The organism is Burkholderia territorii (assembly GCF_001718335.1).
Lineage (GTDB): Bacteria > Pseudomonadota > Gammaproteobacteria > Burkholderiales > Burkholderiaceae > Burkholderia > Burkholderia territorii.
In genome coordinates this window covers 1,346,524-1,371,449 of the sequence record NZ_CP013366.1, presented here as the reverse complement: position 1 = coordinate 1,371,449, position 24,926 = coordinate 1,346,524, and the positions used below count along the sequence as shown (strand labels likewise).

The following is a 24,926-nucleotide window of genomic DNA, read 5'->3' as shown; positions in this document are numbered from 1 at the left end:
TTTTCAAAATTTCGCTCCTTGAGTTTCAATCAGCTTATTTCCGCTTCCTCTGACCCATTGCGAAATCGATCCGTCTGCCCCATTAACAACGGTCAGTTTACTTAGCCCTGCAGCGTCAGCCATCTTAACGAGATCAGATTGACAATAATTGCATGGCGCCAACCCTCTCACTACGATTGTCATAGGTTGATCTTGCGTCAATCCCGCGTTATATGCTTGCTGAATGACACCGATCTCCGCATGGGCCTCACCATAGATTCCGTTCGGGTCGCCCGGCGCTACCAATTTGGAAATTAGCGTAGGTTGATTGGGGTCTCCAAATCCGACTCCGCGCGCCGACTGGTTGACATCATAGAACGATTGCCCCCCAATACTCGCATCAGCCGTCACCTGAACCGGCGCGGATGCGCCAGGTAGTGTCTTGCCAATCAGAGGATCAACAGACTGAGCCTTCGCAAGATCAATCGCAAGCGGCTCCGCGGTGGCGGCATTCGCGGTCCCGCCGGATGTGACCGGCTTCGGTACATCCGCTATAGACTGCGAAACCACGTCTGACACCGCAGCCGCGACCCGTCCCGCAATCGCTTTAACGGCTCCAGTCGCCAACCCTCCGCCCATAGTCGCCACAATAAAATCTTCGGCGGTATGCTCTGGCGCGATTGCATCCTGCGACGTTCCTGCCTTCGCAATCTGGTCTTGTGCGAATCCCGCCACCTGCTGGGTCGTCGGGCCGTTCGGATCGACGTAATACTGTGATCCGATCCCGGCCGTCTGAGGCGTTTGTCCCGGGGCGAGTGCATGTGCGGTTCCTCCCGGCGTACCAAACAACGTCGAGTCATTGAATTGACCGCTGGTCGACTGGAACGTCTTGACAGTGCTGCCATCCGCAACTATCGGACCGGTCATCCCCGAAATCGTATAGCCGGACATCTGATTGATCGCTTTCTGAGCGATCTCCAGATTCTGCATAAACGTGTCGAGAGCCTGCGAATTGCCTGATGCCTGAGCTGCCTGCACTAACTGAATTTCATACTGCGTGAGCTGTGACTGTGCCTGCGCATCTACCTTCGCGCCGGCCGCCAACGTCAGCATATTGGTCCAGTAGTCGGCCAGCGTCGCTTGATCAGCCGGTGTCTTGCCGTTCGCGGCTGCGATCCCCTTTGCCACCGTGGAAATCATGGTGCGTTCTTGCGGGTGAAGTTGGCGATTGAACAGATCCGCGCTCAATGCACCATTTGCGCCGCTCATTGCACCAGCCGAGCCGCCCAGCAAACCGCCTGCCGCCGCACCAGCCAGCCCCGACGCCGCATTCGCCAACAACGTGCCGCCCAGTGTATCGCCGAGCGCGTTCCCAACGGCATTGCCTGCCATGTCACCGGCTACCGTGCCAGCGACCGCCCCGGCCACATTGCCACCGCCCATCGCCGCCCCGATTGCAGCTACTCCTGCGTGCGACGCAATGCGTGCAGCACCATCGTTACCCCACAAAGCTTCCTGCTGTTGCGCCGCCGTGAAATCTGCCTGTGCCTGGGCCATCCCGGCCGTGTCGCCTGTGGCACTAGCGTTGGCGTATGCCAGTCGCGCCTTGGTTTCGTCTGCGATCGCCTTGTTTTGCAATGCGTTCGCTACGTCGCCCACCACCTGCATGCCGACTTGGCCGACCGACTGCTGAACCGCGATGTCGTTCTGCACGTTCTGCGCATTGAACGTGTTCTGTACCGCACCGTTCGCATTCGCGGTGTCGCGGCTCAGTCCGGCAGTGCTGTCATGTCCGGTACCTGCATCTCCGCGGACCGTGATCTTGCCCGGGCTGACGGCCGCATAGGTCGTCCCCGACGCGTCGCTGCTCGTGCCCGCCGTCGAGAATCCGCTCGGTCCCAAGCCTTGCGAGTTCTGCGCTCCCGGTACGGTGCTCGCGCCCTGCTTGACAGGCGTATTGAGGTTCACACCACCCGGCGTGCTGTTCCCGAATCCGCCGCTCGCGCTGACGCCCACCGTATCGCCCGAATAGGTCGCATGGTTCTCCAGATTGGTAAACCCGAGAGTCTGCGTCGACAAGCTGTTCTTGTCCGGCATCGCCGTGCTGGCGATCACGCCACCGTCGAGCTGCGTATGGTTCCCGACGTTCACGTTGTATCCGCCCGTGCCCGCATAGATCCCGCTTTGCTGGTTCACCGACTGATAGTTCGCATTGATGTTCTGCTGGCTCGCGCCCGCGCTGCCGCTCACCGTCTGACCGTAGCAGAACGGCGGCACGCAAATACTTGCCTGGAATCCGGCACTCGATTGCTTGCTGTCGTACGTGCTGGTGTCCTGCTGGCTCTGGATGTTCAGGTCGCGCCCAACGCTTGCGTTGACGGTATTGCCCGACACCTCCGCCCCGCGCAGGTTTGTATCGCGTCCGCTTGTCATCGACAGCGTATCGCTCGCGGTAATCTGCGTATCCCGATTCGTCACGCTGTTGCCGTTCGCGTTGCCGTGCGCCGTGCTCGCACCAAGCTCGAGCGTAAAACCATTCTGCTGTCCGCCGAGAGCGGCCCCCACACCGATACTACCGCCGCTGCTGCTGTTGCTGCTCGACTCCTGGCTCGTATCCTTCGCGCTTGTCAGGTTAATATCGCGAGCCGCGCTCAGCTCAACGTTCTGCGCGCTAATCTGCGTCCCGCTGGCATTGATGTCACCGTCGGTCGCAAAGCCATTCGCATCCTTGGCTCCGCTCCCCGTTGCAATCAGCGTTGCCTTACCGCCAGCGTGCAGCGTGCTCCCGTCGTTGGCGACCGAGCTCGATTGCGCTTCGCTGTGGCTGGTACCGCCGCCAATGCTGACTGTCGCCTTGACCAGTGCCTGATTCGTTGGCTGCCCGTTACTCAACGCACTACCAACTTGATATGCGTTGTATGCGGCAAGTCCGGCCTGTGCCTTGTCGAGCGCCGCCAACCGCGAGTCGCCGCCGCGCGCCGGTTGGCCAAACGCCTGATTCGCCTGCGCAATTGCATTGCCAACAGCACCGCCAAGCGCAACACTCACGCCGAACTGGCTCGAATCCTGACTCATCCGGCTCTGCGTCGCGTCCGTCCCCGGATCGAGATTCAGGTTCTTGCCGATCAGCGTCAAATCCTTGCCCGCGCTCAGATCCGAACCGGCCACCGTGATGTCCTGCTTCGCATCAAGCGTCACATTGCCGTTACCGCTCACGATCTGGCTGCGCATCGTGCTCTGCGTTTGCGACGCCGTATCCTGCACGCTATGGCTGTTCGCTACGCCCACCGAAAAACCTGTAGCCGTACCGTTACTGCCAAGACTGCCAACTTGGTGACTGCTCGACTCCTGATGCGTCACATTCGTATCGAGACCCGCCAGTACATTGATCGCACCCTGCGTTGCAACCAGATCGACGCCTTGCGTTCCACTGATGCCGGAACCAACGACGTTGATATCGCCTGTCTTGCTCTTGATGACGACGCTGTTACCCGTGACCGACGACGCCGTTTGCTGGGTCATCGTCTGGCTACCGTCCGAATTGCTCCGGCTCGCATTGTACGGAGACGGGCTATTCCCGCCACTGTTGGCTGTGCCGCCGATCCAGCGGGCGACGTCGCCGAGACTCGGCGTCGAAATTAGCGCAAGGCTCGTGCTGGAGCTGCTCGATGACGTACTCTGCTGAAGCTGATCCGTCGATGCCTGCAACGTCACGTTGCGATTTGCATCTAGCGTCGCCGTGCCGCCTGCGCTGATCGCCGAGCCGATCACCGCAATATCGCCGTCCACGATGTTGCCGCTTGCATCCTTCTGCGCGCCGCCAGTGGCTTTCACGGTTACATTGCCGCCGCCCCGTACCGTGCTTCCGGCGTTCGTCAGGCTCGACATATCGGTTGTACTGCTGCTGCGGCTCTGACCATACATCACTGAAATCGACGGCACGTCCGCGGCGCTTGCGCCGATTTCGGTCAGCACCGATTGACCACGCTGAAACCCGTTGCCCGACGACGCATCCGCTTTCAGGTTGCGCACCGTATCGAACGGCGTGCCGGTCACGGCCACCGTCAGGCCGCTCGAATGCGCTTCCCGTTGATCGTGCGATTGCGCTCGGTCCTGTCCAGGATCAATCGTAACATTCTGTCCAGCGATGCTGATGTTGCCCGTTGCACCAGTGGTATCGCCCGCGGCCTTGCCTGCCACGATGTCGCTGCCGCTGATATGGACGTCCTTCCCACCCGATACCGTCACGTTGCCTTCGACACTGCCGACAGTGCTGCGTGACTGGCTTTGCGTTGTCGACGACGCGTTATACCGATCGCTCTGTTCGCTCGATCCGATCGTGATGCCCAGGCCACCCGAACCCGACAGGCCCGAGTGCTTCTCTTGATGGTACTCGTTGTCCTGATAGGTATTGGTCGCCGCCGTGATGTTGACGTTGTCCTTGGCAGAAAGTGCTACATCGTGCGTCCCGATAATGGCGCTGCCGGTGACGTTGATGTCTTTCCCGCTCACGACCGTCACGCCGTCGGCCGAGATCGTGCTGCCATTGGCGTACGTGGTGGTCTGGTCAACCCGATTCGTCGCGCTCGTATGACTTGCGACACCGCCATGGTCATGCGATTCGTCCATGTTCGACACATGCGTTTCGGTTGCCGTGCCGACATTCACGTTGCCGACTGCCATCAGTCCGACGTTGCCCTGGTCAAGCGTAATCGTACTTCCGACGACGTTGATATCCTTGCCCGAAGCAACGTTTAAGGTATTGCCGCTATGCAGCGTCGTGCCAACCACGGTCTGGTCGGAGGTATGCAACGTTTCCGTATAGCTGCCGTGATGATCGCTACCCGAACTGTTGCTGTCGACCGTCGAAGTCGTGCTCGCCGCCCCGAGCGTGACATTACCCTTGGCAACGATCGTGCCGCCATTACCCAAGTTGATTTGCGCGCCACTCGCGGTCAAATCACCATTCACACCGATCATCGACACACCGCCGACATTCAGAGCGCTGCCCACCACGCCATTGATGTCGGTATTCGAAACACCATTCGCCCGCTGGACAACCTTGTGCTCGCCGACTTGCTGCGTACCGAGGTCGTAGTTCCCACCGACGAGCATGCCGAGATTGCCGCCGACCGTCAGCGCACCCGCGTGCTGTTCAAAGTTTCCACCGGTCACGATTGCTGCATCGCGCTTGACGTCAATCTGAGCGATCGGCCCGAGCGTCGACGTGACGCTCGTTGCGCCATCGCGGCTGACCCGCTTGTCGGTCTTCACTGCGGTATCGAGAATCAGGTCGTCGCCGGCATTCAGGTTCAAGCTACCGGCTTGGACCTTGGCCGAAGTCAAATCGACATTGCCGGTTGTCATCAACGACATCAGGCCACCGCTCTGCAGCGCACCAAATGCGTTGTCGATCTGCTTGCCCTGGATCAACAGCGTGTTGTCCGCCTTCACCGTGCCGCTGTTCGCGAAGTTCTGTGCGTCCTTCAGGTCGATGTCGGTGGCCGTAATCAGCGGACCGTTGATATTCTGTTGACTTGCCTTCGCGAGATACACGACCGGCACCAGCACCGACTGCCCGTCAACAACGCGCGTCTCCATCATGATCACGTTGCTCGTGAGCTGCGACACCTGCTCGGCCGACAGGCTCGCGCCCAACGGAAGGTTGAGCGACTTCTCCAGCGAAGCGCCTGCCGCCATCAGCGACTGGTACATCGACTGGAGATCCGTGTACGGACCGAGCACCGCACGGCCCGTCAGCGACGTGACTTGGTTGCGAACCAATTGCTGCTCGTAGAAGCCGTCACCCAGCCTCTTCGGAATGTGGGTAAGGTCGACACCGATCTGACCGAAGAAGTAGTCGCTCGAAATGAAACTCTTCTGATTCGTGAACGCCGGATTCGTCTCGATCACGTAGCTCGCGTTCGGCGACGGGTTCGGTCTGAACAAGCCGCCCTGCGGAATGGTCAGGTTGTTCAGCACGTTCGACGCAGTCGCGCTCGCGATGACCGGATCGACCGTGGTCACACCACCATGCACCGCCGACGCACCCGACTTCGTGCCGCTTGCGCTACCGCTCAGTCCACCGATCGTCAGGCCGGGGACGGCTTGCCCGGGCAGCAGGCCCAGCGACGGGATCGAGGCGTTGCCCGCGGTGTTGTTGATGCTCACGCCGGTTCCGGAAATCGTCCCGTTCGAACCCAACGTCGAATGGTAGTCCGGCAGAGAGTACTGCTTGACCGACGCCGGCGCAGCCTGCGTATAACCGCCCGGACGAGAGGTAACGAACGGCGCATTGCCGAACGGCAACTGCCAGTTGTATTCGCTGTTGTCGTAGTTGTTGTAGTGGTACTGCCCGGAGTACGACACGGTCACGCTCGGCGCCTGTTGTCCAGTGGCGGCCCACCCGTTAGCATCGTAGCTCTTCGGCATCTGGACATTGCCAACGGCCGTGATGCTGCTCCAGTAGTTTTGCAGGCTGGCGACCGTTGATGCATTGATACTGCCGCCCGACACGATTTGAGCAGCCGGGCTGATGCTGGTCACGGTCGTCGCGGTCGCGCTATCCGCGTAGTAGGTCGTGTATTGATACGTACTGTTCCACTGGCCGCCGTGGGGCGGATCGGTATACACCCCGCCAATACTGGTCGGATCCTTAACACCGACCTGCCCCGTTTGGCCCTTGATCGGTACGCCGAACTGCGCCAGCGTCGCGGGGTCGACCGAGCCGGTCGAAGTCGTCATCACGCGACGCGTGTTCGTGATCTTGTCGGCATGCAATTCCATGTCGCCGCCGGACTGGATCAACGCCGACGAATTGTTGATCAAGGCCGCGTTCGTGTAGTTGCCGCTGGCGTCCTTGCCACCGGCCAGGACAACCTTACCCATACCGAAGATGGCCGTCGTCGCCATCGAATCGGTCGCAGTGGTGTCATCGCGGTTCTCGATGTCGTTCGCGAGAATTTCAAGCGTGCCGCTGCTGTCCGACGCACCAATCAGCGCGGTCGGACCGAGGTTCGACACCGTGCTCGTTGCATTGAGCGACACGCTACCGCCGACGATCGCGCCAGTGTTGGTCAGATTGCCCGATTGCGTATGCAGCAACCCGCCCGCGGACAGTGCGCCCGCGTTGACGATATTGCCTGCATTGACGTTCAGGTTGTTGACCGATTGCACGTTGCCGCTATTGTTGAACGTGCCGGGCAACTTGAACGCAAGATCGTGACCGACGTTGAACTGATAGTCGGGCGTCACCGAGAAATCGCCCTGCAGGTTCACGTTGGCATCGTGGGCCGCGCTGTATGTGCCGCCGCCCTGCAGCGTCGGAGCCGTTACCGTCAGGTCATGCGTGGAGCTGATCTGCCCGTTCGTGTTCGTGACCGTGCCGGTCGTCGTCACGTCCACGTCGCCACTCGAATTCGCGACGTTACCGATCTGCCCACCGCTGTTGTCCAGGGTCGTCCCTTGAACGTGGAGGCTCGCACCGCTCAGCTGACCGCCCTGCGTGTTCGAAATCGATACTGCGCTTACCGTCACGTCGCCGTTGCCGGTGATCGCGCCCATGCCCGGGACGCCGCCCGCGTGACTGTTGGTGATCTGGCTGCCGCCCTGCACGGTCATCTTGCCGGCGCCGAGGTCTGCAATCGAGCCATCAGCATTGTTGATCGATGCCGACTGGATGCTGAGCGTGCTCGCATCGCCCGCCGCCGTCTGGCCGGCCTGAATGTGTCCGCCCTGGTTCACCAGCGCGCCGCCGTTCGTCAACGACAGGGATGCGCCCGCCCGGACCAGCCCTTGCGCGTTGTTCACGTCGCCCGCGATCGTGCCGGTGATGCCGCCCTGTGCGGCGAGGATACCGCCCGCGTTGTGCCAAGTGCTCGCGTCAACCACCACTTGGCCCTTGGTGACGATGGTGCCGCCTGCATTGTTCAGCGCGCTCGCACCTTTGCCCGGTTCGATCGTCAGCGTGCCCGTGCCGGCATGCGTGATCGTGCCGCCCGCATTGTTCAGTTGAACTGGAGCGAGCATGAGATCCGTGCTGTTCGTCTGAATCACGCCACCCGCGGAGTTGTCCAGCGTGCCGCCCACATTGACGCCCATCGCGGACGATCCAAACTGCGTGATCGTCCCGCCATGGTTCGTCAGGTTCGGCGTGGTCAACGCCATCTGGTTCGCTTCGAGCGTGCCACCGCTGTTGTCGAGCGTCGAATCGGCGGTGATAGACAAGTTCGGCGCAACCATCGAGCCGCCCTGGTTCGTCAGCGCGCCCGTATGGATTGTCGCATTCGTGCTCGCGCCAATCTGACCGCCGCCGTTGTTCGTCAGCGTACCGCTCGTCAAGCTGAGGTCAGTATTCGACAGCAGCTTGCCGTTCGTGTTGTTCAACGCGCCGCCAACCGTCGCTGCCAACCCAGTCTGAGCGTTGATCGAACCCGACGTGTTGTTCAGCGAGCCGGTATTCGCTGCTCCCCGCCCGTTGCTGGAGATCTTGCCGCCGACGTTCGACACCGAACCCGTGCCGTTGCCAAGCGTCAGCGTGCCGGTGCCGGCATGCGTAATGATGCCGCCGTCGTTGACGAGCGAGGCCGGCGCGAGCGTCAAATCGGTACTATTGGTTTGCAGCGTGCCGCCGCCCGAGTTATCAAGCGTGCCCGAGATGTTGACGGCCATCGCGCCGGACCCGGTCTGCGTGATCGTCCCGGCATGGTTCACGAGATTCGTCGCGTTCAACGTCACCTGAGCCGCCTGCACGGCGCCCGAACTGTTGTCGAGCGTCGTGCCGCTTAACGCCGCCGTCTGGCTGGCGATGGTGCCGCCGCTGTTGGACAGGTGCGCGACCGCATCGACCGTCACGCCCTGCGCGGCTTGAAGCGCCCCGCCGCTGTTATCGACTGACTGCCCGGAAACATGCAGATTCGTGTTCGACGTGATCGTCGCGTGGTTCGCAATATTCCCGCCCTGCACGATCACATCGCCGTTGCCGCCGATTACGCCGCCTTGCGCGCCGTTCGCGGTCGTGCCAGCCGCGTTCGTGAGCTGACCCGTTGCCGTCAACACCATTCCATCGGTGTTGAGTGACGTAATGCGACCCGCTGTATTGTCGATCGTGATTCCGTCGACCGTCGCCTGACCCGCGCTCTGGATCGTGCCTTGATTGTTCGCGATGGTGTTACCGCGCAGCGCCATCGTGCTGTCCGACACGAGCAGCCCGGCCTGGTTCGCAATCAGCCCGGCAGTCGTCACCGACAGCGGCCCGTGCGACGACACATTGCCGCCCTGGTTCGATATGTTGCCACCCGTCAGCGCCGTACTGCCACCGCTCGTCAGGCTGCCGTGGTCGTTGATGAGCGTCCCCGTGGCGTTCGCCGTGACTGCCCCTTGGGCGCTCGTCGTCGCGTTCGTGAGATTCACGTCGCCAGCCGTCGCGCTCAGCGACAGGTTGCCGTTCGCGGCAGTCGTGCTGCCCGCGAGGTTCACGCCGGCGCCAGTTGCCGAGACGTTGCCGCCCGCGACGTTCTTGCCGGTCGCGTTCAACTGGCCCGCCGTCGTCAGTTGCAGGTCGCCGACCTGCGTGACGGTACCGTCACTATTCACGCCTGCACCCAGCAAGCCCGTTGAATTCAGCGAACCCGCCGTCACGCCCACGTTGTGTTGCGCCGCGAGCGTACCGGTATTCACCACGTCCGCACCGGTATTGAGCGACACCGACTGCTGACCGTAGGTCGTGCCGCTGTTCTCGATTCCCCCCGCAGCGGACACCGCGACGTTGCCGAGCGAGCTGACCTTGCCTGATTGCACGAGTCGCCCGTCCGTCGTCAGCGTCAGGCCCATCGCATCGGCCGCGATCGTCCCGGCGTTCCGGACCCCGACGCCTCCCTCCGTGCCAACAAGGAAGATCCGGTTACTATACATACCACCCAATTGACCCACGTCGATTGCAACAGCAGGGGCTGCGCCATCGCCCTGAATGCGGGTCGACTGGAGCGTGTCGTGATTGACCTGATTTGCGCCAGTAACCACGTTCAGGTTCGACGCATAAATGGCGGCATTCGCCTGCACGGCTCTCGAAATGAGATCAACCTGATCCACATTCGTGGCGTTCAGGCCCGCGCCTTGTACCGTGATGAGGCCGCGTGTCACGTTGAAGCCCGCCAGCGAGCCGTCCGCATTCAGGTTCGGCGTGCCAGTCGTCAGAATTGCTCTCGAGGTGTTGATAAATCCGCCACCATCGACCACCAAACCCGACGGATTCGAAATAATCATCTCGGCACGCTGGCCGGCGATCTCGACAAAACCTTTCAGTTGTGAAGGGTTGTTGCTGTTGACCTGGTTGATGATGATCTTCGCCGAACCATTCGGACTAAGGTTCGGGTTGCCGTTGATATAGCCCGCCTGCTGTGTGTTCGTCAGCGTGGCTGAGTTATTGACGATAACGCCGACCTTAGGTACGTCGAACTGCGAGTACGTGTTCAGCGACACGCCTGCACCGCTCGGCTTGGTGATGTTGACCTGTTGAAGACCGTTTTGCGTCTGGACGACGGACGGCGCGTTCGCGCCAGCACCGACGACCTGGGCATTAACCCACGTCGGCACGACGCCCGACACGATCAGCGCTGCGAATGCTGCGTGACGCAGCGCGAATTGCGTCACTGCACGCTGCAAACTACCACCGGCCCGGATGGTTTCTCCCCCGTTCGCCTTCCCCGACGCGGTTGCAGTCTCTTCGACTGCAATCAACATGCCGCGGACGCGGCTGAATACCAGACGATATTGGTTCTTGTTCATAAATGCGGCAGACACTCGATTCGAGCGTCAAACGAGTGGATACGGGGCGCGTTGCGCGGTTACAGAAACGCTCGTCAACGCCAACCTCAACGCGGCTGAAATTTCTTGATTCTTCTTCACTCGCGTGGGCGGTAGAACAGTGGTCTCTCACACTGGAATTTATCGCAATGTATGCCGGCTCAATGTCAGAGATTGCAAAGGACACTACCCGACGCGCAGTCATCGTAGATCATCGGGATCACCGCCCATTAATTCAAGATAAGATCAAACTTATAGAAAGATAAAAATCAGCGACTTCCAAAATAAAAATTTAACCATTCGCATCACATCCTCAATGGCACACGTCAAGGCTGAAGCATCCAGGAAGGATGCAAACGATGACCGCACAGCGGACGAATAGCCGCATACACGCCGACCTCTCCCCCGTCAAAAGTCTCATGCAAAAATCGTCCGATTCGGCGCCTTTCCAATTTAAATAACATCACCACCTTAAAAAATAAAAAATAAGTAAGATGCAATTGAAACCCGATACTCGAACACAAACGATGAAAGCGTCACGATCTAACATTTAGATCGCCCCGTTTAATCAGACAACGCCTCGCATGCTGGAATCGGCACGTCGCTTTGCCATGTGACGAATTTACAACACGAGCGAGAGCCGATATTGGCTTTCACATCCGTAATCCAGCTTTTTTGAACCACATATCACTGTCCTGAGCACGGTCGGTCAAGGTCACTCCGCCGCTGCATCCCGCGTCGGCTCATGTGGCTCGGGAGTTTTCGTGAACCCTGCCCTCTACACCGCCGTGCTGGTCGGCCTGGCACTTGTGCTCGCCGCGATGTTCGGATTCGGATTCCATTGGCTTGCAATCAGAGACCGTTCCGTCCTTCCTGCTACACCAACGCCCGTCCCCGCTTCTCCGTCGCCAGCCGCGGTTGACGAGAACGACGAGTGGGAGGCATGTGCCCCCTATCCCGATCACGTTTTCCACGCCCCGCATTACGACGATGCGACGCTGAACGACATCTATCCGTCATTCGGTCGACACGAAGAACTGCTCCATGCTTCCCACACGGCTGACGTTCGGCACGATCTACACAACGCGATCGAGTCGTTGACAACCGGACCATCTGCACCGGAACCGCCCCGACCCGCTACCCCGCCATCTGCTACGACGCTTCGCTGTCCGCGTTGTCTGTTATCGCGCATCGACACGCGTACGTTCGACGCCGAAATCCAGCAACCGATGCACGGCCGGCCGTTCCGCCCCGAGATGACGGCGATCGTCGACATCGCGACGCGTCGCGCGGTCGACTTCTCGATCGGCCTGGCGGAATCGGCAATCGCCGTAATCGACGCGCTGCGCCACCTGTACAACGCGGACGCGCGCTGGTTCGATCAGCCAGATCGCAGCCATGGCGCCGTTGGAGACCGTCGCAAAGGCGACCGAGCCGCCGTACTCGGTGATCTGGACGTCGGCCGATGGCATCGACGTCACGCTCGATGCTGATGGGATGGTCGATCTCGCGATGGGCGTCGCCGCGCGGCACCCGAACGTTCACCAGATCGCCGCGCAGCGGAAAGCCCAGATCGCCGAGGCGCACGACGAGGCCGAACTTGTCGCTATCAAGTGGCCAGCCACGTCTCAACGCGCGGTGCCAAATAACCGCGAAATTTGAAGGATCCGTTTATGTTCATCTCCGCCCTTGGGGCGGAGCTGCCGCACTATCGCAATCTGCATGCTGGCAGCCCCCACTATGACCCGCACTACCGGCCGCGCTACGAAGCGTTGGTCGGTGCCCCCGGTAGTGCATATGCTGGCGCATTGTGCGTCGCGACGACCCTCACCGGCGACGCGGTAAGCAACTCGGACGTCGCCGTGACAGAATCAAGCCCCGTCCAATATTGATGCGCCAGGGCCATCATGTGGGGGACGGCCGGGCTTTGCTCATTCGGGAAAGGGCTGGTAATAGAGAAATGTTGCCGTTGAACACGGGGCTGTCCTCAACGAGTTCGACCTCGCAAATGAGCGACGTGTAGGCGTGTAGAAACCGATAAATCGAGGCGTGGCTCAGGGTTGGCAGGAGAAAGATCGATGTCAGGCGGCTCGGCCGGTTCGGCAAGGCACTGAGTCAAACGACCTCGAAGGTCATCTCTCGGGTCGATAGCGGCCCCAGCTCACGTGGTCTGTACTGGCTGATCACTCGGCCGAAATTGCCGGCTTTGATGACCGCGCCCGTCTCCGGCGGGATCGGACAGACGTGGAAGTATGTACTCATGGCCCCTCGCTCATTTTGGAGGGTGCATCCTGCTTTTCTTCGTTGACGGTCGTGTCAAAAGCCCCGCGAAATCCGCCCGGCGCGGTAGCGCCAAAGCCGAGGCGAGACAGTGCCAAAGTGCGCGCGACGCTACACATGGGGTTACACGAGCATGCCGACCGCGGACGGGGAATGTGAAAATACCAGCTAGCGTACTGATTTGACTGGCCCGCCCTACACGATTCGAACGTGTGACCTACGGCTTAGAAGGCCGTTGCTCTATCCAACTGAGCTAAGGGCGGTCGAGGGAAAAAGACACGGCCACAAAACCCGGGCCGCATTTGACGCTAAAGGGCTTTGAGCACAACACGGCACCAGCCGAATTCAAAGCCCCGAAACGAAACGGGCCCGGCATGAAGCCGAGCCCGAAATTATACCCGATCATCGCGTCAAATCACGCGCGCCGCGCGACCGGCACCGCACCCGTCAAACCGGCTGCGGATGCAGCATGAACCATCCGAGGCAGAACACCCCGGCAATCACGCAATACAAGCCGAACGAAGCCAGCCGCCCGCGGCCTTCGAAATAGCGCATCAGGAATCGCACGCTCAGATAAGCGGCAATCGCAGTCAGCACGCCACCGAGCAGCGCGTCGGCGAGCTGGTCGCGCGCATGGAACAGCTTCGGCAGTTCGAGCACGCCGGCGGCAAAAATGATCGGCGTGCCGAGCAGGAACGAAAACTCCGCCGCCTTCTCCGCCGTCAAGCCGGCCGCGTTACCGGCGATCATGGTCAGGCCGCTGCGCGAGAAACCCGGAATCAGCGCGCCGATCTGCGCAAGACCCACGAAGAACGCCTGCTTGAACGTCATCTTTTCGGGCGGCTGGTGCGCACGGCTGCGCTGAATCCGATCGCCGATCCACAGCAGCACGCCGTTGATGATCAGCGCGATCGCGACGATCCGCAGGTCGTGGAACACGCGCTCGATGCGCTTCTCCAGCAGCAGCCCGACGATCCCGGTCGGAATCGTGCCGATGATCAGCGCCCACATCAGGTGCCCGTCGTCGTTCTTGCGGCCGCCGAGCTGCGCGAAGAAACCGCTGATCAGCGCGATCCAGCGTGCGCGGAAATACCACAGCAGCGCGAGCGCGGTGCCGAGGTGCAGCGCGACGAGGAACGGCAGCAACTGCGGCGCATGCTTGTCGATGTGCATGCCGAACAGCGCCGGCACGAGCAGCGTGTGGCCGAGACTGCTGACGGGGAAAAGTTCGGTGACGCCCTGCAGGACGCTCAGGAATACCAGAAACCAGAGACTCACGCGTCGGTCCTTTTAGTGGTGATCGATCGGGAAGAAAAGCGGACGACGCATCGCGCGTCCGAAAAACGCGCCCCGATTATGCCGAGCCACGATTACTGCGCCAAGGCATTTGGCGGGATATTGCGGCAATGCACACAAACGCTTGCAATTTGTAAGCGCCAAGAAAGCAAAAAGCCCGCCATTTGCATGGCGGGCCTTGCGATTCCGGCAGAAATTGCCGTCAGCGGCCGAGCTGATAGAAAAACAATACCGTGCTGCCGGTGAACATGCCGAACAGTGCGATTCCCATTGCCATTGCCAGATCCATGGCCCCCTCCACGAAGTGTCATGACCCGGCAACATCACCGGTTTACAGGCATTATCCCGACCGTCGGCAGTCTGAAAAACTCGCGATTTCCCGAGAAGGGTTTTCCCCGACCGTGTCGCGGCCCGATAATGGAGCGCGCCATCGCGCATCCGCCCACCCGTTCATATCGATTCGCCATGCCGATCTTCCAGCAGCACGACATTCATGAACTTCACGCCGGCCCGTCGTTCGTCAGGGTCGCCCCGCAATTCGGCGGCCGCCTGCTGTCGTGGCACGTCGACGGCGAGCCTGTCATCTTCTGGCCGGAAGCCGCCGACTGGAGCAACCTCGCGCGCGTGCGCGGCGGCAATCCGCTGCTGTTCCCGTTCCTGGGCCGCCATCGCGTCGACGGCGAACTGGGCCGTTGGCGCGATGCCGCCGGCATCGTCCGCGACCTGCCGATGCATGGTTTCGCGCGCGACCTGCCGTTCGCGGCCCAACTGTCGGCAGACGGCGCCGCATTGTCGATGACGCTCGAAGCGAACGACGCGCTGCGCGAGAGCTACCCGTTCGATTTCCGGTTCGAGACAACCTACCGGCTCGCCGACGCGCACACGCTCGACGTCGCGCTGACCACGACCAACCGCGGCGACACGCCGCTGCCCTACTACGCGGGTCACCATTTCTACTTCGCGCTGCCGCACGGCGAGCGCGCGCAAACCACGCTCGAACTGCCGCCGACGCGCCGCTGCATGCAGCGCGCCGACGGCTCGATCAGCCCGCTCGAACCCGGCGAAGCGTCGTACAGCCTCGGCGATCCGGGCATCCTCGACCGCTTCCACTGCCTGGATGGCGCGCCGTCCACGCCGGTGCGCATCGTGATGCCGGGCCGCGGCCGCACGATCGAGATCGCGCTCGACGTCCCGGGCTCGATCCCGTGGTACGCGGTCACGACGTGGACGGAAAAGCCGGAATCTGACTTCTACTGCGTCGAGCCGTGGCTCGGCCTGCCGGACGCGATCCACAACGGCCTCGGGCTGCGCATGCTCGCACCGGGCGCGACCGAAACGGCCGCGCTGCGGATCCGCGTGCTTCCGCTCGCCAGCTGACGCCGGCCGCACCGGTGGACCGGTGCGCCGGCAGCGCCCGCGGCCCGAAACTGCGTTGCCCGGGTCGAACCCGTTAAAATCGGACGTTTTGTATCACCTGCCGCGTCGCGCGCGGCGGGGTTTTGCGAGGTTCAATGTTCGGAACAACAACGAAGCGGCTGTTCGCGGCCGCCTGCGCCGCGCTGCTCGTCGCATGCGGCTCCGCACCCGTCGGCCCGGGTTATTACCGCGTCGAGCGCGGTGACACGCTGTACAAGATCGCGCGCGAGAATCGCACGTCGATGGCGAACATCGTGCGCTGGAACCAGATCTCGAATCCCGACGCGATCGAAGTCGGCCAGGTGCTGCGCGTCGCGCCGCCGCCCGGCACGACGACCGCGTCGACCACCGGCACCGGCAGCGCGGGCCGCAGCCGCCCCGCGCCTTCGGCGCCGGTCGAATCGGCCGTCAAGCCGGCCACGAGCATCGCGCTGATCTGGCCGGCCGCGGGCAACGTAGTGCGCAGCTTCGACGGCTCGAAATCCAAGGGCATCGACATCGCGAATGCCGCGGGTACGCCGGTGCTGGCCGCCGCGCCGGGCACCGTCGTCTATGCGGGCAACGGATTGCGCGGCTACGGCAACCTGATCATCCTCAAGCACAATGCCGACTACCTGACGGCCTACGCGCACAACCGCGCGCTGCTGGTGAAGGAAGGCCAGTCGGTCACGCAGGGGCAGACGATCGCGGAAATGGGCAACAGCGACAGCGATCGCGTCGCGCTGCACTTCGAGCTGCGCTACGGCGGGCGCTCGATCGATCCGGCACGCTACCTGCCGGCGCGCTGAGCACGTCGGCGCCGAACAAGGACGACACGCGATGCCGGCATGCATCGCATGTCGTCGCGAGGCAGATCGGGAAGGTTGTGTCAGCGCTTGCGCAGACGGCCGATGAACCGGCCGGACAACGGATCGACGCGGCTGGCGAACACCACCAGCACACCGATTCCGAAGAGGCTGAACCCCGCAGCTATCAAAAGCAAATCCATGGTCTCATCACTGTTTTGTCATGATCTTATGCGTCATAGCCGAATCGTGCACTGAGCCGCCCGCGTTGCACGAGTCCGCACATTCCCCTATCCATCAGACGCCATTGTCGTTTCGGTCGCGTTAAACACCGATGTAATCCATCGACCGATGCCGGCGATCGGCGCCAAGGAGACTCTCGATGCTGCCAGCCGCCGACTGCTACGACAACCTTCTCTCCCGCTTCGCGTGGGACGTTCCGGCCCGCTACAACATCGGCGTGGACGTCTGCGACAAGTGGGCCGACGGCAGCGGGCGGCTCGCGCTGATTCACGAAACGGCGCAAGGCGACGTGTCGCGCGTCACGTTCGACGACCTGAGGAATGTTTCTAATCGTTTCGCAAACAGCCTCGCGCGGGCGGGTTTGCAACGCGGCGACCGGATCGCCATTTTCCTCGCGCAGGGTCCGGAAACGGCGATCGCCCATCTCGCCGCGTACAAGCTCGGCGCGATCGCGGTGCCGTTGTTCACGCTGTTCGGCGCCGACGCACTCGAATACCGGCTCGAGAACAGCGAAGCCGCCGCGCTCGTCACCGACGCCGCCGGTTACGAGAAGATCGCGCCGCTGCGCGCGCGACTGCCGGCGCTGCGCACGTGCTACTGCATCGGCGACGATGCGCCCGATGCGCCCGGCGTGTTGCGCTTCGATGCCGCACTCGCGGCCGAATCGCCGGATTTCGTGCCGGCGGACACCGCTGCCGACGATCCGGCGTTGATCATCTACACGTCCGGAACGACCGGCAAGCCGAAAGGCGCGCTGCATGCGCATCGCGTGCTGCTCGGCCACCTGCCGGGCGTCGAGATGTCGCAGCAATGCTTTCCGCGCGACGCGCGCCTGTTCTGGACACCGGCCGACTGGGCGTGGATCGGCGGGCTCCTCGACGTGCTGCTGCCGTCATGGCACCACGGTGTGCCCGTGCTTGCACGCCGCTTCGAGAAGTTCGACGGCGAAGCGGCGTTCGCGTTGATGGCGCGGCATGGCGTGACCCACGCGTTCCTGCCACCGACCGCGCTGAAGCTGATGCGCACGGTGCCCGCGCCGCGCGAGCGTTACGCGCTGGCGCTGAAATCGGTCGCGAGCGGCGGGGAGACGCTGGGCACCGAGTTGACGGCCTGGGGACGCGACGCGCTCGGCGTGACGATCAACGAGTTCTACGGGCAGACCGAATGCAACATGGTTTTGTCGTCGTGCGCGGCGCTGTTCGATGCGCAGCCCGGGGCGATCGGCAAGGCCGTGCCCGGCCACGCGGTCGCGATCGTCGACGAGCACGGCACGCCGCTGCCGCCCGGCGTCGAGGGACGCATCGCCGTGCGCCGCCCCGACCCGGTGATGTTCGTCGAATACTGGCGCAATCCCGCCGCCACGCGCGACAAGTTCGCGGGCGACTACCTGCTCACCGGCGACACCGGCACGATCGACACCGACGGCTTCGTGCGCTTCGTCGGCCGCGACGACGACGTGATCACGAGCGCCGGCTACCGGATCGGCCCGGGGCCGATCGAGGACTGCCTGCTCACGCATCCGGCGGTGCGGATGGCGGCCGTCGTCGGCGTGCCCGATCCGACGCGCACCGAAATCGTCAAGGCGTTCGTCGTGCTGAACCCCGGCCATGTCGGCGACGACGCACTCGTGCAGGCGCTGCAGGCCCATGTGCGCACCCGCCTTGCCGCGCACGAGTATCCGCGCGCCATCGCGTTCGTCGACGCCCTGCCGATGACGGCAACCGGCAAGATCGTCCGCCGCGCGCTGCGCGACGCGTGAACCGGGCGCATGCCCGCCGCGCGGCGCGGCCGGCCGTGCGCCCGGATGGTTTATAGTGGCGCCCACGCAGTCTTTTCAGCTCATCACCGATGTCCTCCGACCAACACGAAACCGCCGCGGGCGCGTCGCACAGCCCGCTCTACGCCAAACTCCTCGGCGAAACCGCCAAGATCGACTGGTGCGATCTCGAGCGCTTCTTCGCGCAGGGCAAGCTGCTGTCGGTCGCGCGCGATCTCGATCTCGTCAGCGTCGCGGAAGCGATCGCCGGCGACGACGCCGAACAAGTCACGCGGTGGCTGTCGGCCGGTCTTGTCGCGCGCATGCCGGCGGAAACCGCGGCCGATTTCGCGGCGCGCAATCCGGAGTTGTGGGCGGTCGTCGTGTCGCCGTGGGTCTGCGTGCAGGAACGCGCCTGACCCGCTAGCCATGTCCGAATCCGCCTTGCCGCACGGGGCCGGCATCGGGTCGGCCGCCGTCTCGCACCGGCGCGTCCTCGCGCTCGCCTTCCCGATCGTCCTTGCGAACCTGACCCAGCCGATCCTCGGCGCGGTCGACACGGCCGTCGCCGGCCACCTCGACGGCGCGCAGTATCTCGGCGGCGTCGCGCTCGGCGGACTGTTCTTCAACTTCGTGTTCTGGGGCTTCGGCTTCCTGCGCATGGGCACGACCGGCCTCGTCGCGCAGGCGCATGGCGCCGGCGACGCCGCCGGCATCCGGCTCAACGTGCTGCGCGCGCTGATCGTCGCGTTCGCGCTCGGTGCGGCCGTGCTCGCGTTGCAGGTGCCGCTGCTGTCGTTTGCGCTGACCGCGCTGGGCGGCAGCGATGCCGTCCGCGCGACGGCGCTGGCCTATGGCCACGCACGCATCTGGAGCGCGCCGTTCGCGCTCGCGAACTATGTCGTGCTCGGCTATCTGCTCGGCGTGCAGCGCGTTCGGCTCGCGCTCGTCGCGCAGGTGTTCATCAATGCAGTGAACATCGGTGCCGTGCTGCTGTACGTGTACGGCTTCGACTGGGGGATTGCCGGGATCGGCGCGGCAACCGCGACCGCGGATGCGTGCGGCTTCGCGCTCGGCGCATGGATGCTGTGGCGATTGCGCCCGCGCGGCCTCGCGCCGCTGGCCGCGGGTGCATTGGCGGATCGCGCGGCGCTCAAGCGGCTGATCGCGCTCAACCGCGACATCTTCCTGCGCACGCTGTGCCTGCTCGGCGCGTTCGGCTGGTTCGCGCACCTGGGCGCCCGACAGGGCGACGCGACACTCGCGGCCAACGCATTGCTGCTGAATTTCCAGACTTTCATGGCATACGGGCTCGACGGCTTCGCGCATGCGGCCGAGGCGCTCGTCGGCGCGGCAGCCGGTGCGCGCGACCGCGCCGCATTCCGGCGGGCCGTCCAGGTCACGCTGCTGTGGTCCGCGCTCGGCGCGCTGCTGTTCGCGCTCGTCTACTGGGCGGCCGGCGACTGGATCGTCGCACGGCTGACCGACCAGGCCGCGATCCGCGCGGTCGCGCTGCAATACCTGCCGTGGGCGGCAATTTCGCCGATCGTGTCCGTCTGGGGCTTCCTGCTCGACGGCGTGTTCATCGGTGCGACGCAGACGCAATCGCTGATGCGCGCAATGGTCGCGTCGTTCGCGATCTTCATCGCCGCGACGCTGGCGGCTGTCGGCCCGTTCGGCAATCACGGGCTGTGGTTCGCGCTGCTGCTGTTCATGGTTGCACGCGGCGCGACGCTCGCGCGCTACCTGCCTGCGCTCACGCGGCGAATCGGCGCCGACGTACCGACGGCCGGCGCCTGACGGCCGCGCAGGCAGGCCGATCGCGTTATTGCGCTGGTGACGTTGCGGGTGCCGATGGCGCCGGCTCACCGAGCATCGACGGGGGCGTCATGTCGGTCGGCACGCCATGGTAATCGGCCGGGTCTTGCGGCGGGTGGCCGCGACGAGCCTGGCGGGGATCGCTGGAACAGCCGGCAAGAATGGACGCGGCCAGCACGGCCAGCATGAGACGGGTCATCGGGAAGGCTCCGGAAAATGGCGCGCCCATCGCGCGCCAGGACCGCGCCGAGTCTAGCGGAATTCCGGGTTAGGGGTTGTCCCGCGCATGTCCTACCATGTAGCCATGGCGCTGTGCCGTTGAAAGGAGGCTGCCATGACGTCTGAAGAGATCGCGGGCCTGATCGGCCTGTTCATTGGCCTGATGGTGCTCGTCGCCCTGTCGTATTTCGAGTCGCGCGAATACAAGCGCAGCCATGGCGGCGAAGGGATGATTCACCACTGGATGGCCGAACACCACCTGCTCGACTGGCGGCGCAAGCACTAGGCAAGCCCGCCCTGCCGTCCGGGCCGCCGCGAGTGCGGCCCGTTCCGAACGTGCGCGCTGCCGCACGTTGGAGGGCGCGTATCGCCAAAATTATCGGGGCCGGATATACGACGATCGTCGGCACGAACGCCGTCGCGCGGCAGCCAGCCATGCGACGGCGTTCGTTCGTGTGCGCGCCATTGCCGGCGCGCTACGATCGGAGCGGCTCAGCCCAGGAAGTGCCGGGCGTAGCGTGCGTTGATGTCCGACAGCCGGAACAGCGTCAGGAAGTCCGCGCAGTTGAAGTCGGGATCCCATGCCGGCGCGCCGCAGATCTTCGCACCGAGACGCAGGTAGCCCTTGATCAGCGGCGGCGGTGCAACGACGGTGCCCGTCTGCAGTTCGTCGACCGGCAGCGCCGTGTGAGGGAACGCGCGATATTCCGGCGCCGTCAGCGAGTTGGCCGGCAGCGACTGATACAGGTTCGCCGCGTAGTGCCCGCCGTCGGCCATCGACACGCTCGCGCAGCCGAGCATCGTCTCGTAGCCGTTCTGCATCATGTACGCGCCGAGGCCGCCCCAGAGCGCCATGATGACGGCGCCGCTGCGGTAATCGCTGTGCACGCACGAGCGGCCGACCTCGACCATCTTGCCGCGCAGGTGCGTGAGACGCGACAGGTCGAATTCGCCTTCGGCGTACAGACGGCCCACACGCGCGGCCTGGTGCGGCGGCAACACGCGGTACGTGCCGACCACCTTCAGCGTATCGAGATCGCGCACCAGCAGATGATCGCAATAGGCATCGAACGGATCGACGTCGAGACCGGACGGGCCGCTGACCTGCGCGCCCATCTCTTCGGCGAACACGGTGTAGCGCAGCCGCTGGGCCTCGCGCAGTTCGTCTTCCGTGCGCGCCCACGCGGCACGCAGACGGTACTCGGATGTGACGGTTTCAGCAGCGCGCGGCAGATGACGCCGCGACGTGTCGAGGGGAAGCGAGGCAAAGGGGAGCGTAGGCGTCGGCAGTTCTCGCATTAGGCTTTCCTGGTCGTAAGGAATAGGACGACATGCCAGCCAATGTAGTAACCGGTCGTTACCGTTCTGTGGCACGACCGTGTCCTTTCAATGACGTGTCGCCGAATTGACTTTAGCAGAAAGCTTGCGAAACCGTATGAACAAAGCCTTCGATCCCGTTCAGACAAGGTCTGGCGTCAACACTGCGCGCAGTACGGCCTGACGGCTCCCGTCGCGCGTGCGGCTCGCGAGCCACACGATACCGCCCTTCTTGACGCTCCAGCTGTCGTCGTTGCCGGCGATCAGCTGCGCCGCGACACTGCCCAGCGTCGGCTGGTGTCCGACGATCACGACCGTCGGCGCGATGCCGTCGGGCCAACCGGCCGCCGCCAGTACGTCGTCGACGCTACCGCCCGGGGCGAGCGCGTCGACGGTCCGATACTGGTCGGTCAGCGCCTCGACGGTCTGCACGGTGCGCGCCGCAGGGCTCGCAAGGATCACGCTGCTCGACTCGAGCCGGTTGCGCAGCCATTTGGCCATCGCCTGCGCTTCCTTGCGACCGCGGGTCGTCAGCTGGCGGGCGAGGTCGTTTGCCGCGTAGTCTTCGGCTTCGGCGTGGCGCCACAGGATCAGGTTCATCATGATGTTCTCCCATACTTCGACGAATGATCTGACGGCACACCCGCGGGCCGGACGATCATCCTTCGAATTGTTGCCAATCGTAAGCGATTCGTGATGACGCGCGCCTTATATAAAACGTGATTGACCCGGCAACCCATTAGACGATAGAATCTCTGGCTCGTCGGAGCGTAGCGCAGCCTGGTAGCGCATCTGATTTGGGATCAGAGGGTCGAAGGTTCGAATCCTTTCGCTCCGACCACGAGATATACGACAAGGGTTGCAAGCCATCGCGCTTGCAGCCCTTTTTCGTTTGGTCAGCCGCCTGCATTCGCCGGCGGCGCTGCACCGCCCTTCAGCGCGCGCACGGCACTTGCTGGAACACGCGATAATGTCCGTGACCAACCCGCAACCGCGCATGAAAAACCACGTTTTCAAGACCGCCCTGCTCGGCGCGCTGCTCGCAATCGGCACCTTCGGCGCGCCCGGCGTCGCATCGGCCAAGTCGCTCGACGACGCGCTTGACTGCCATTCGAACGGCCACAAGTTCGTCGCGCCGCTGCTCGCCGCGGGCGACATCCAGTCGGAGCCGATGCACGTCGAGTCGAATTCGGTGAACGCATTCCGCACGAACCATCCGCTGACCGCCTACGGCTTCGGCGTGTATGTCGTGCTCGGCTACCAGGCGAACGACCCGATCTTCCGGCCCGGCGACGGCACGCCGATCGGCGACTGGGCATACGGCGTCGTGGTGCGCGGCACGAAGAGCGCAGTCGAAGAGGCCGTGCGCAAAGCGGGCAGCGATGCGACGGTCAAGCAGGCATTCCCGTTCCTGACCGCGATCGTGTGCTCGGACTGAGCCCAGCGCCACGCAGAACCAGACGGCGCAAGCGCGCCGCCGGCGTGCCGGCGCGTCACGCGCCCGTGTAAACCACGCGATACGGAATACCGACCTTCTCCCACTCGGCCGCTTCCTGGCTGAGGCTGTAGTCGGTCAGCGGGTTCTGCTCGACCCAGGCGCTCGGCAGGCGCACTTCATACCCGCCCTTCTTCATCTGCGACACGAAAATGTCCGGCAGCCCGGCATCGGTCCGGCGCCGGCACAGCAGCGCCGCGAGCCGCAGGCAGAACAGCAGCGGCCATTCGACGTCGCGCGCCTGCGACAGCTTGCCGAGCTTGCCCGCATGGCCGAGCACGAGCGCGGCAAGACGCGCCTGGTCGGTGCGCGAGAAACCGGGCATGTCGGCATTGCTTGCGATATAGGCCGAATGCTTGTGATACGAGCTGTGCGAGATCGACAGGCCGATCTCGTGCAACGCGGCTGCCCACCCGAGGAACATCCGGCCTTCCTCGCGCTCTTCGTCGTCGGCTTCGTCGAGCTCGTCGTAAAACCGCACCGCAAGCGCACCGATGCGCTCGGCCTGCGCGCGATCGACGCCGTAGCGGCGCGTGAAGCCCTCGACGGTCACCGCGCGCATGTCCTCGTGCTGGGTCCGGCCGAGCAGGTCGTAGAGCACGCCGAGACGCAGTGCGCCATCGGTCGTGTCGACGTAGTCGACCCCCAGCTCCTCGAATACCGCGAGCATGATCGCGAGGCCGCCGGCGAGCACCGGCACGCGATCGGGCTTCAGCGCGATCAGTTTCAGCCGGTTCACGTTCTCGGCCTTGATCAGCGCGCGCTTCAGCCGCTCCAGCCCGCCGCGCGAGATGCCGTGCGTGATGCCCGCGTCGTTGAAGCCGTTCGCCTCGACGAGCTCGGCGAGCGCACGCGCGGTGCCGGACGAACCGATCGCCTGGTCCCACCCGGCCTTCTTGTACTCGCTGGAAATGATCTGGATCTCGCGCTTGGCCGCGAGTTCGGCCTGCCGCATCGTGTATTCGTCGACGTTGCCGGCCGGAAAGAATGCCCGGCTATGGCTCACGCAGCCGATGTAAAGGCTCTCCATCACGATCGGCGTGTAGTGCGAGCCGATGATGAATTCGGTCGAGCCGCCGCCGATATCGACGACGAGCCGCTTGCCGGCGCTCGCCGGCACCGAATGCGCGGCACCCGCGTAGATCAGGCGCGCCTCTTCGCGGCCCGCGATCACTTCGATCGGAAAACCGAGCGCCGCTTCGGCCTCGCCGAGAAACTCGCCCGCGTTCTTCGCGACACGCAGCGTGTTGGTCGCCACCGCGCGCACATGGTCGGGATGGAAATCGCGCAGGCGCTCGCCGAACCGCTTGAGCGCCTCCCAGCCACGCTCCTGCGACGCGCGATCGAGCATCTTGTCGCTCGACAGGCCCGCGGCCAGTCGAACGGGCTCGCGCAGCGCGTCGACGGGATAGATCTGGCTGCCCGCCGGCGTTTCCTCGACGCGCCCGACGATCAGCCGAAAGCTGTTCGAGCCGAGATCGACGGCAGCCAGCAAGTGGGGGGATGTAACCATCAGAAG

General features: G+C 63.6%; 16 protein-coding genes and 2 tRNA genes. 11 read left to right on the top strand and 7 right to left on the bottom strand.

Annotated features, from left to right (window positions below; genetic code table 11):
* Window positions 1–3: 3 nt before the first annotated feature.
* The gene (locus WS51_RS16965; protein ID WP_167357985.1) at window positions 4–10,764 is read right to left on the bottom strand and encodes a hemagglutinin repeat-containing protein; all 10,761 of its coding nucleotides are present in this window, start codon (window positions 10,762–10,764) and stop codon (window positions 4–6) included.
* Between the two features lie 782 nt (window positions 10,765–11,546).
* Between WS51_RS16965 and WS51_RS31125 the strand changes: the two genes are divergently transcribed.
* Genes WS51_RS31125 through WS51_RS32125 form a run of 3 tightly spaced genes read left to right on the top strand, consistent with a single transcriptional unit; the run spans window position 11,547 to window position 12,674 of the window.
* Window positions 11,547–12,275 (top strand): hypothetical protein, encoded by a 729-nt coding sequence (locus WS51_RS31125; protein ID WP_081333577.1) that lies wholly within the window; start codon window positions 11,547–11,549, stop codon window positions 12,273–12,275.
* On the top strand, window positions 12,181–12,444 hold the full coding sequence (locus WS51_RS16955; protein ID WP_069229486.1) for a DUF4376 domain-containing protein: 264 nt from the start codon (window positions 12,181–12,183) through the stop codon (window positions 12,442–12,444). Before WS51_RS31125 ends, WS51_RS16955 begins: the two co-directional genes overlap by 95 nt.
* 11 nt (window positions 12,445–12,455) lie before the next feature.
* Window positions 12,456–12,674 (top strand): hypothetical protein, encoded by a 219-nt coding sequence (locus WS51_RS32125; RefSeq protein WP_155640040.1) that lies wholly within the window; start codon window positions 12,456–12,458, stop codon window positions 12,672–12,674.
* Window positions 12,675–13,248: 574 nt separating this feature from the next.
* Here WS51_RS32125 and WS51_RS16950 read toward each other — a convergent pair.
* A tRNA-Arg gene (locus WS51_RS16950) sits at window positions 13,249–13,325 on the bottom strand.
* Window positions 13,326–13,509: 184 nt separating this feature from the next.
* The gene (locus tag WS51_RS16945; protein ID WP_059506104.1) at window positions 13,510–14,340 is read right to left on the bottom strand and encodes an undecaprenyl-diphosphate phosphatase; all 831 of its coding nucleotides are present in this window, start codon (window positions 14,338–14,340) and stop codon (window positions 13,510–13,512) included.
* 483 nt (window positions 14,341–14,823) lie between these two features.
* Between WS51_RS16945 and WS51_RS16940 the strand changes: the two genes are divergently transcribed.
* The 5 genes from WS51_RS16940 to WS51_RS16920 all read left to right on the top strand — a co-directional run bounded on the left by WS51_RS16940 (window position 14,824) and on the right by WS51_RS16920 (window position 20,358).
* The gene (locus WS51_RS16940) at window positions 14,824–15,735 is read left to right on the top strand and encodes an aldose epimerase family protein (protein WP_069229485.1); all 912 of its coding nucleotides are present in this window, start codon (window positions 14,824–14,826) and stop codon (window positions 15,733–15,735) included.
* A gap of 134 nt (window positions 15,736–15,869) precedes the next feature.
* Complete coding sequence (locus WS51_RS16935) at window positions 15,870–16,562, top strand: peptidoglycan DD-metalloendopeptidase family protein (RefSeq protein ID WP_059546162.1); 693 nt, start codon at window positions 15,870–15,872, stop codon at window positions 16,560–16,562.
* 379 nt (window positions 16,563–16,941) lie between these two features.
* Entirely contained in the window at window positions 16,942–18,561 is a 1,620-nt protein-coding gene (locus WS51_RS16930) for an acyl-CoA synthetase (protein ID WP_069229484.1), read from the top strand.
* Between the two features lie 89 nt (window positions 18,562–18,650).
* The gene (locus WS51_RS16925; protein WP_059449343.1) at window positions 18,651–18,977 is read left to right on the top strand and encodes a DUF2288 domain-containing protein; all 327 of its coding nucleotides are present in this window, start codon (window positions 18,651–18,653) and stop codon (window positions 18,975–18,977) included.
* Window positions 18,978–18,987: 10 nt separating this feature from the next.
* Window positions 18,988–20,358 (top strand): MATE family efflux transporter, encoded by a 1,371-nt coding sequence (locus tag WS51_RS16920; protein ID WP_069229483.1) that lies wholly within the window; start codon window positions 18,988–18,990, stop codon window positions 20,356–20,358.
* A gap of 25 nt (window positions 20,359–20,383) precedes the next feature.
* Here WS51_RS16920 and WS51_RS31120 read toward each other — a convergent pair whose 3' ends face one another.
* Complete coding sequence (locus WS51_RS31120) at window positions 20,384–20,575, bottom strand: hypothetical protein (RefSeq protein WP_081053352.1); 192 nt, start codon at window positions 20,573–20,575, stop codon at window positions 20,384–20,386.
* A gap of 135 nt (window positions 20,576–20,710) precedes the next feature.
* Between WS51_RS31120 and WS51_RS32550 the strand changes: the two genes are divergently transcribed.
* On the top strand, window positions 20,711–20,881 hold the full coding sequence (locus WS51_RS32550) for a hypothetical protein (RefSeq protein ID WP_167357983.1): 171 nt from the start codon (window positions 20,711–20,713) through the stop codon (window positions 20,879–20,881).
* A gap of 206 nt (window positions 20,882–21,087) precedes the next feature.
* Here WS51_RS32550 and WS51_RS16915 read toward each other — a convergent pair whose 3' ends face one another.
* Both WS51_RS16915 and sixA read right to left on the bottom strand, forming a co-directional pair.
* A complete protein-coding gene (locus tag WS51_RS16915) occupies window positions 21,088–21,894 on the bottom strand; it encodes a GNAT family N-acetyltransferase (RefSeq protein ID WP_059449345.1) in 807 nt (268 codons plus the stop codon).
* Between the two features lie 159 nt (window positions 21,895–22,053).
* Window positions 22,054–22,515: a phosphohistidine phosphatase SixA gene (gene sixA / locus WS51_RS16910; RefSeq protein ID WP_059506094.1), complete on the bottom strand. Its 462-nt coding sequence runs from the start codon at window positions 22,513–22,515 to the stop codon at window positions 22,054–22,056.
* 161 nt (window positions 22,516–22,676) lie between these two features.
* Here sixA and WS51_RS16905 point away from each other — a divergent pair.
* Together WS51_RS16905 and WS51_RS16900 are read left to right on the top strand one after the other, a co-directional pair.
* Window positions 22,677–22,753 (top strand) — tRNA-Pro (locus tag WS51_RS16905).
* 156 nt (window positions 22,754–22,909) lie between these two features.
* Window positions 22,910–23,350, top strand: coding sequence for a hypothetical protein (locus tag WS51_RS16900; RefSeq protein ID WP_059506208.1), 441 nt, complete (start codon window positions 22,910–22,912; stop codon window positions 23,348–23,350).
* Window positions 23,351–23,405: 55 nt separating this feature from the next.
* Here WS51_RS16900 and ppx read toward each other — a convergent pair whose 3' ends face one another.
* Window positions 23,406–24,920, bottom strand: coding sequence for an exopolyphosphatase (gene ppx / locus WS51_RS16895; RefSeq protein ID WP_069229482.1), 1,515 nt, complete (start codon window positions 24,918–24,920; stop codon window positions 23,406–23,408).
* Window positions 24,921–24,926 lie beyond the last annotated feature (6 nt).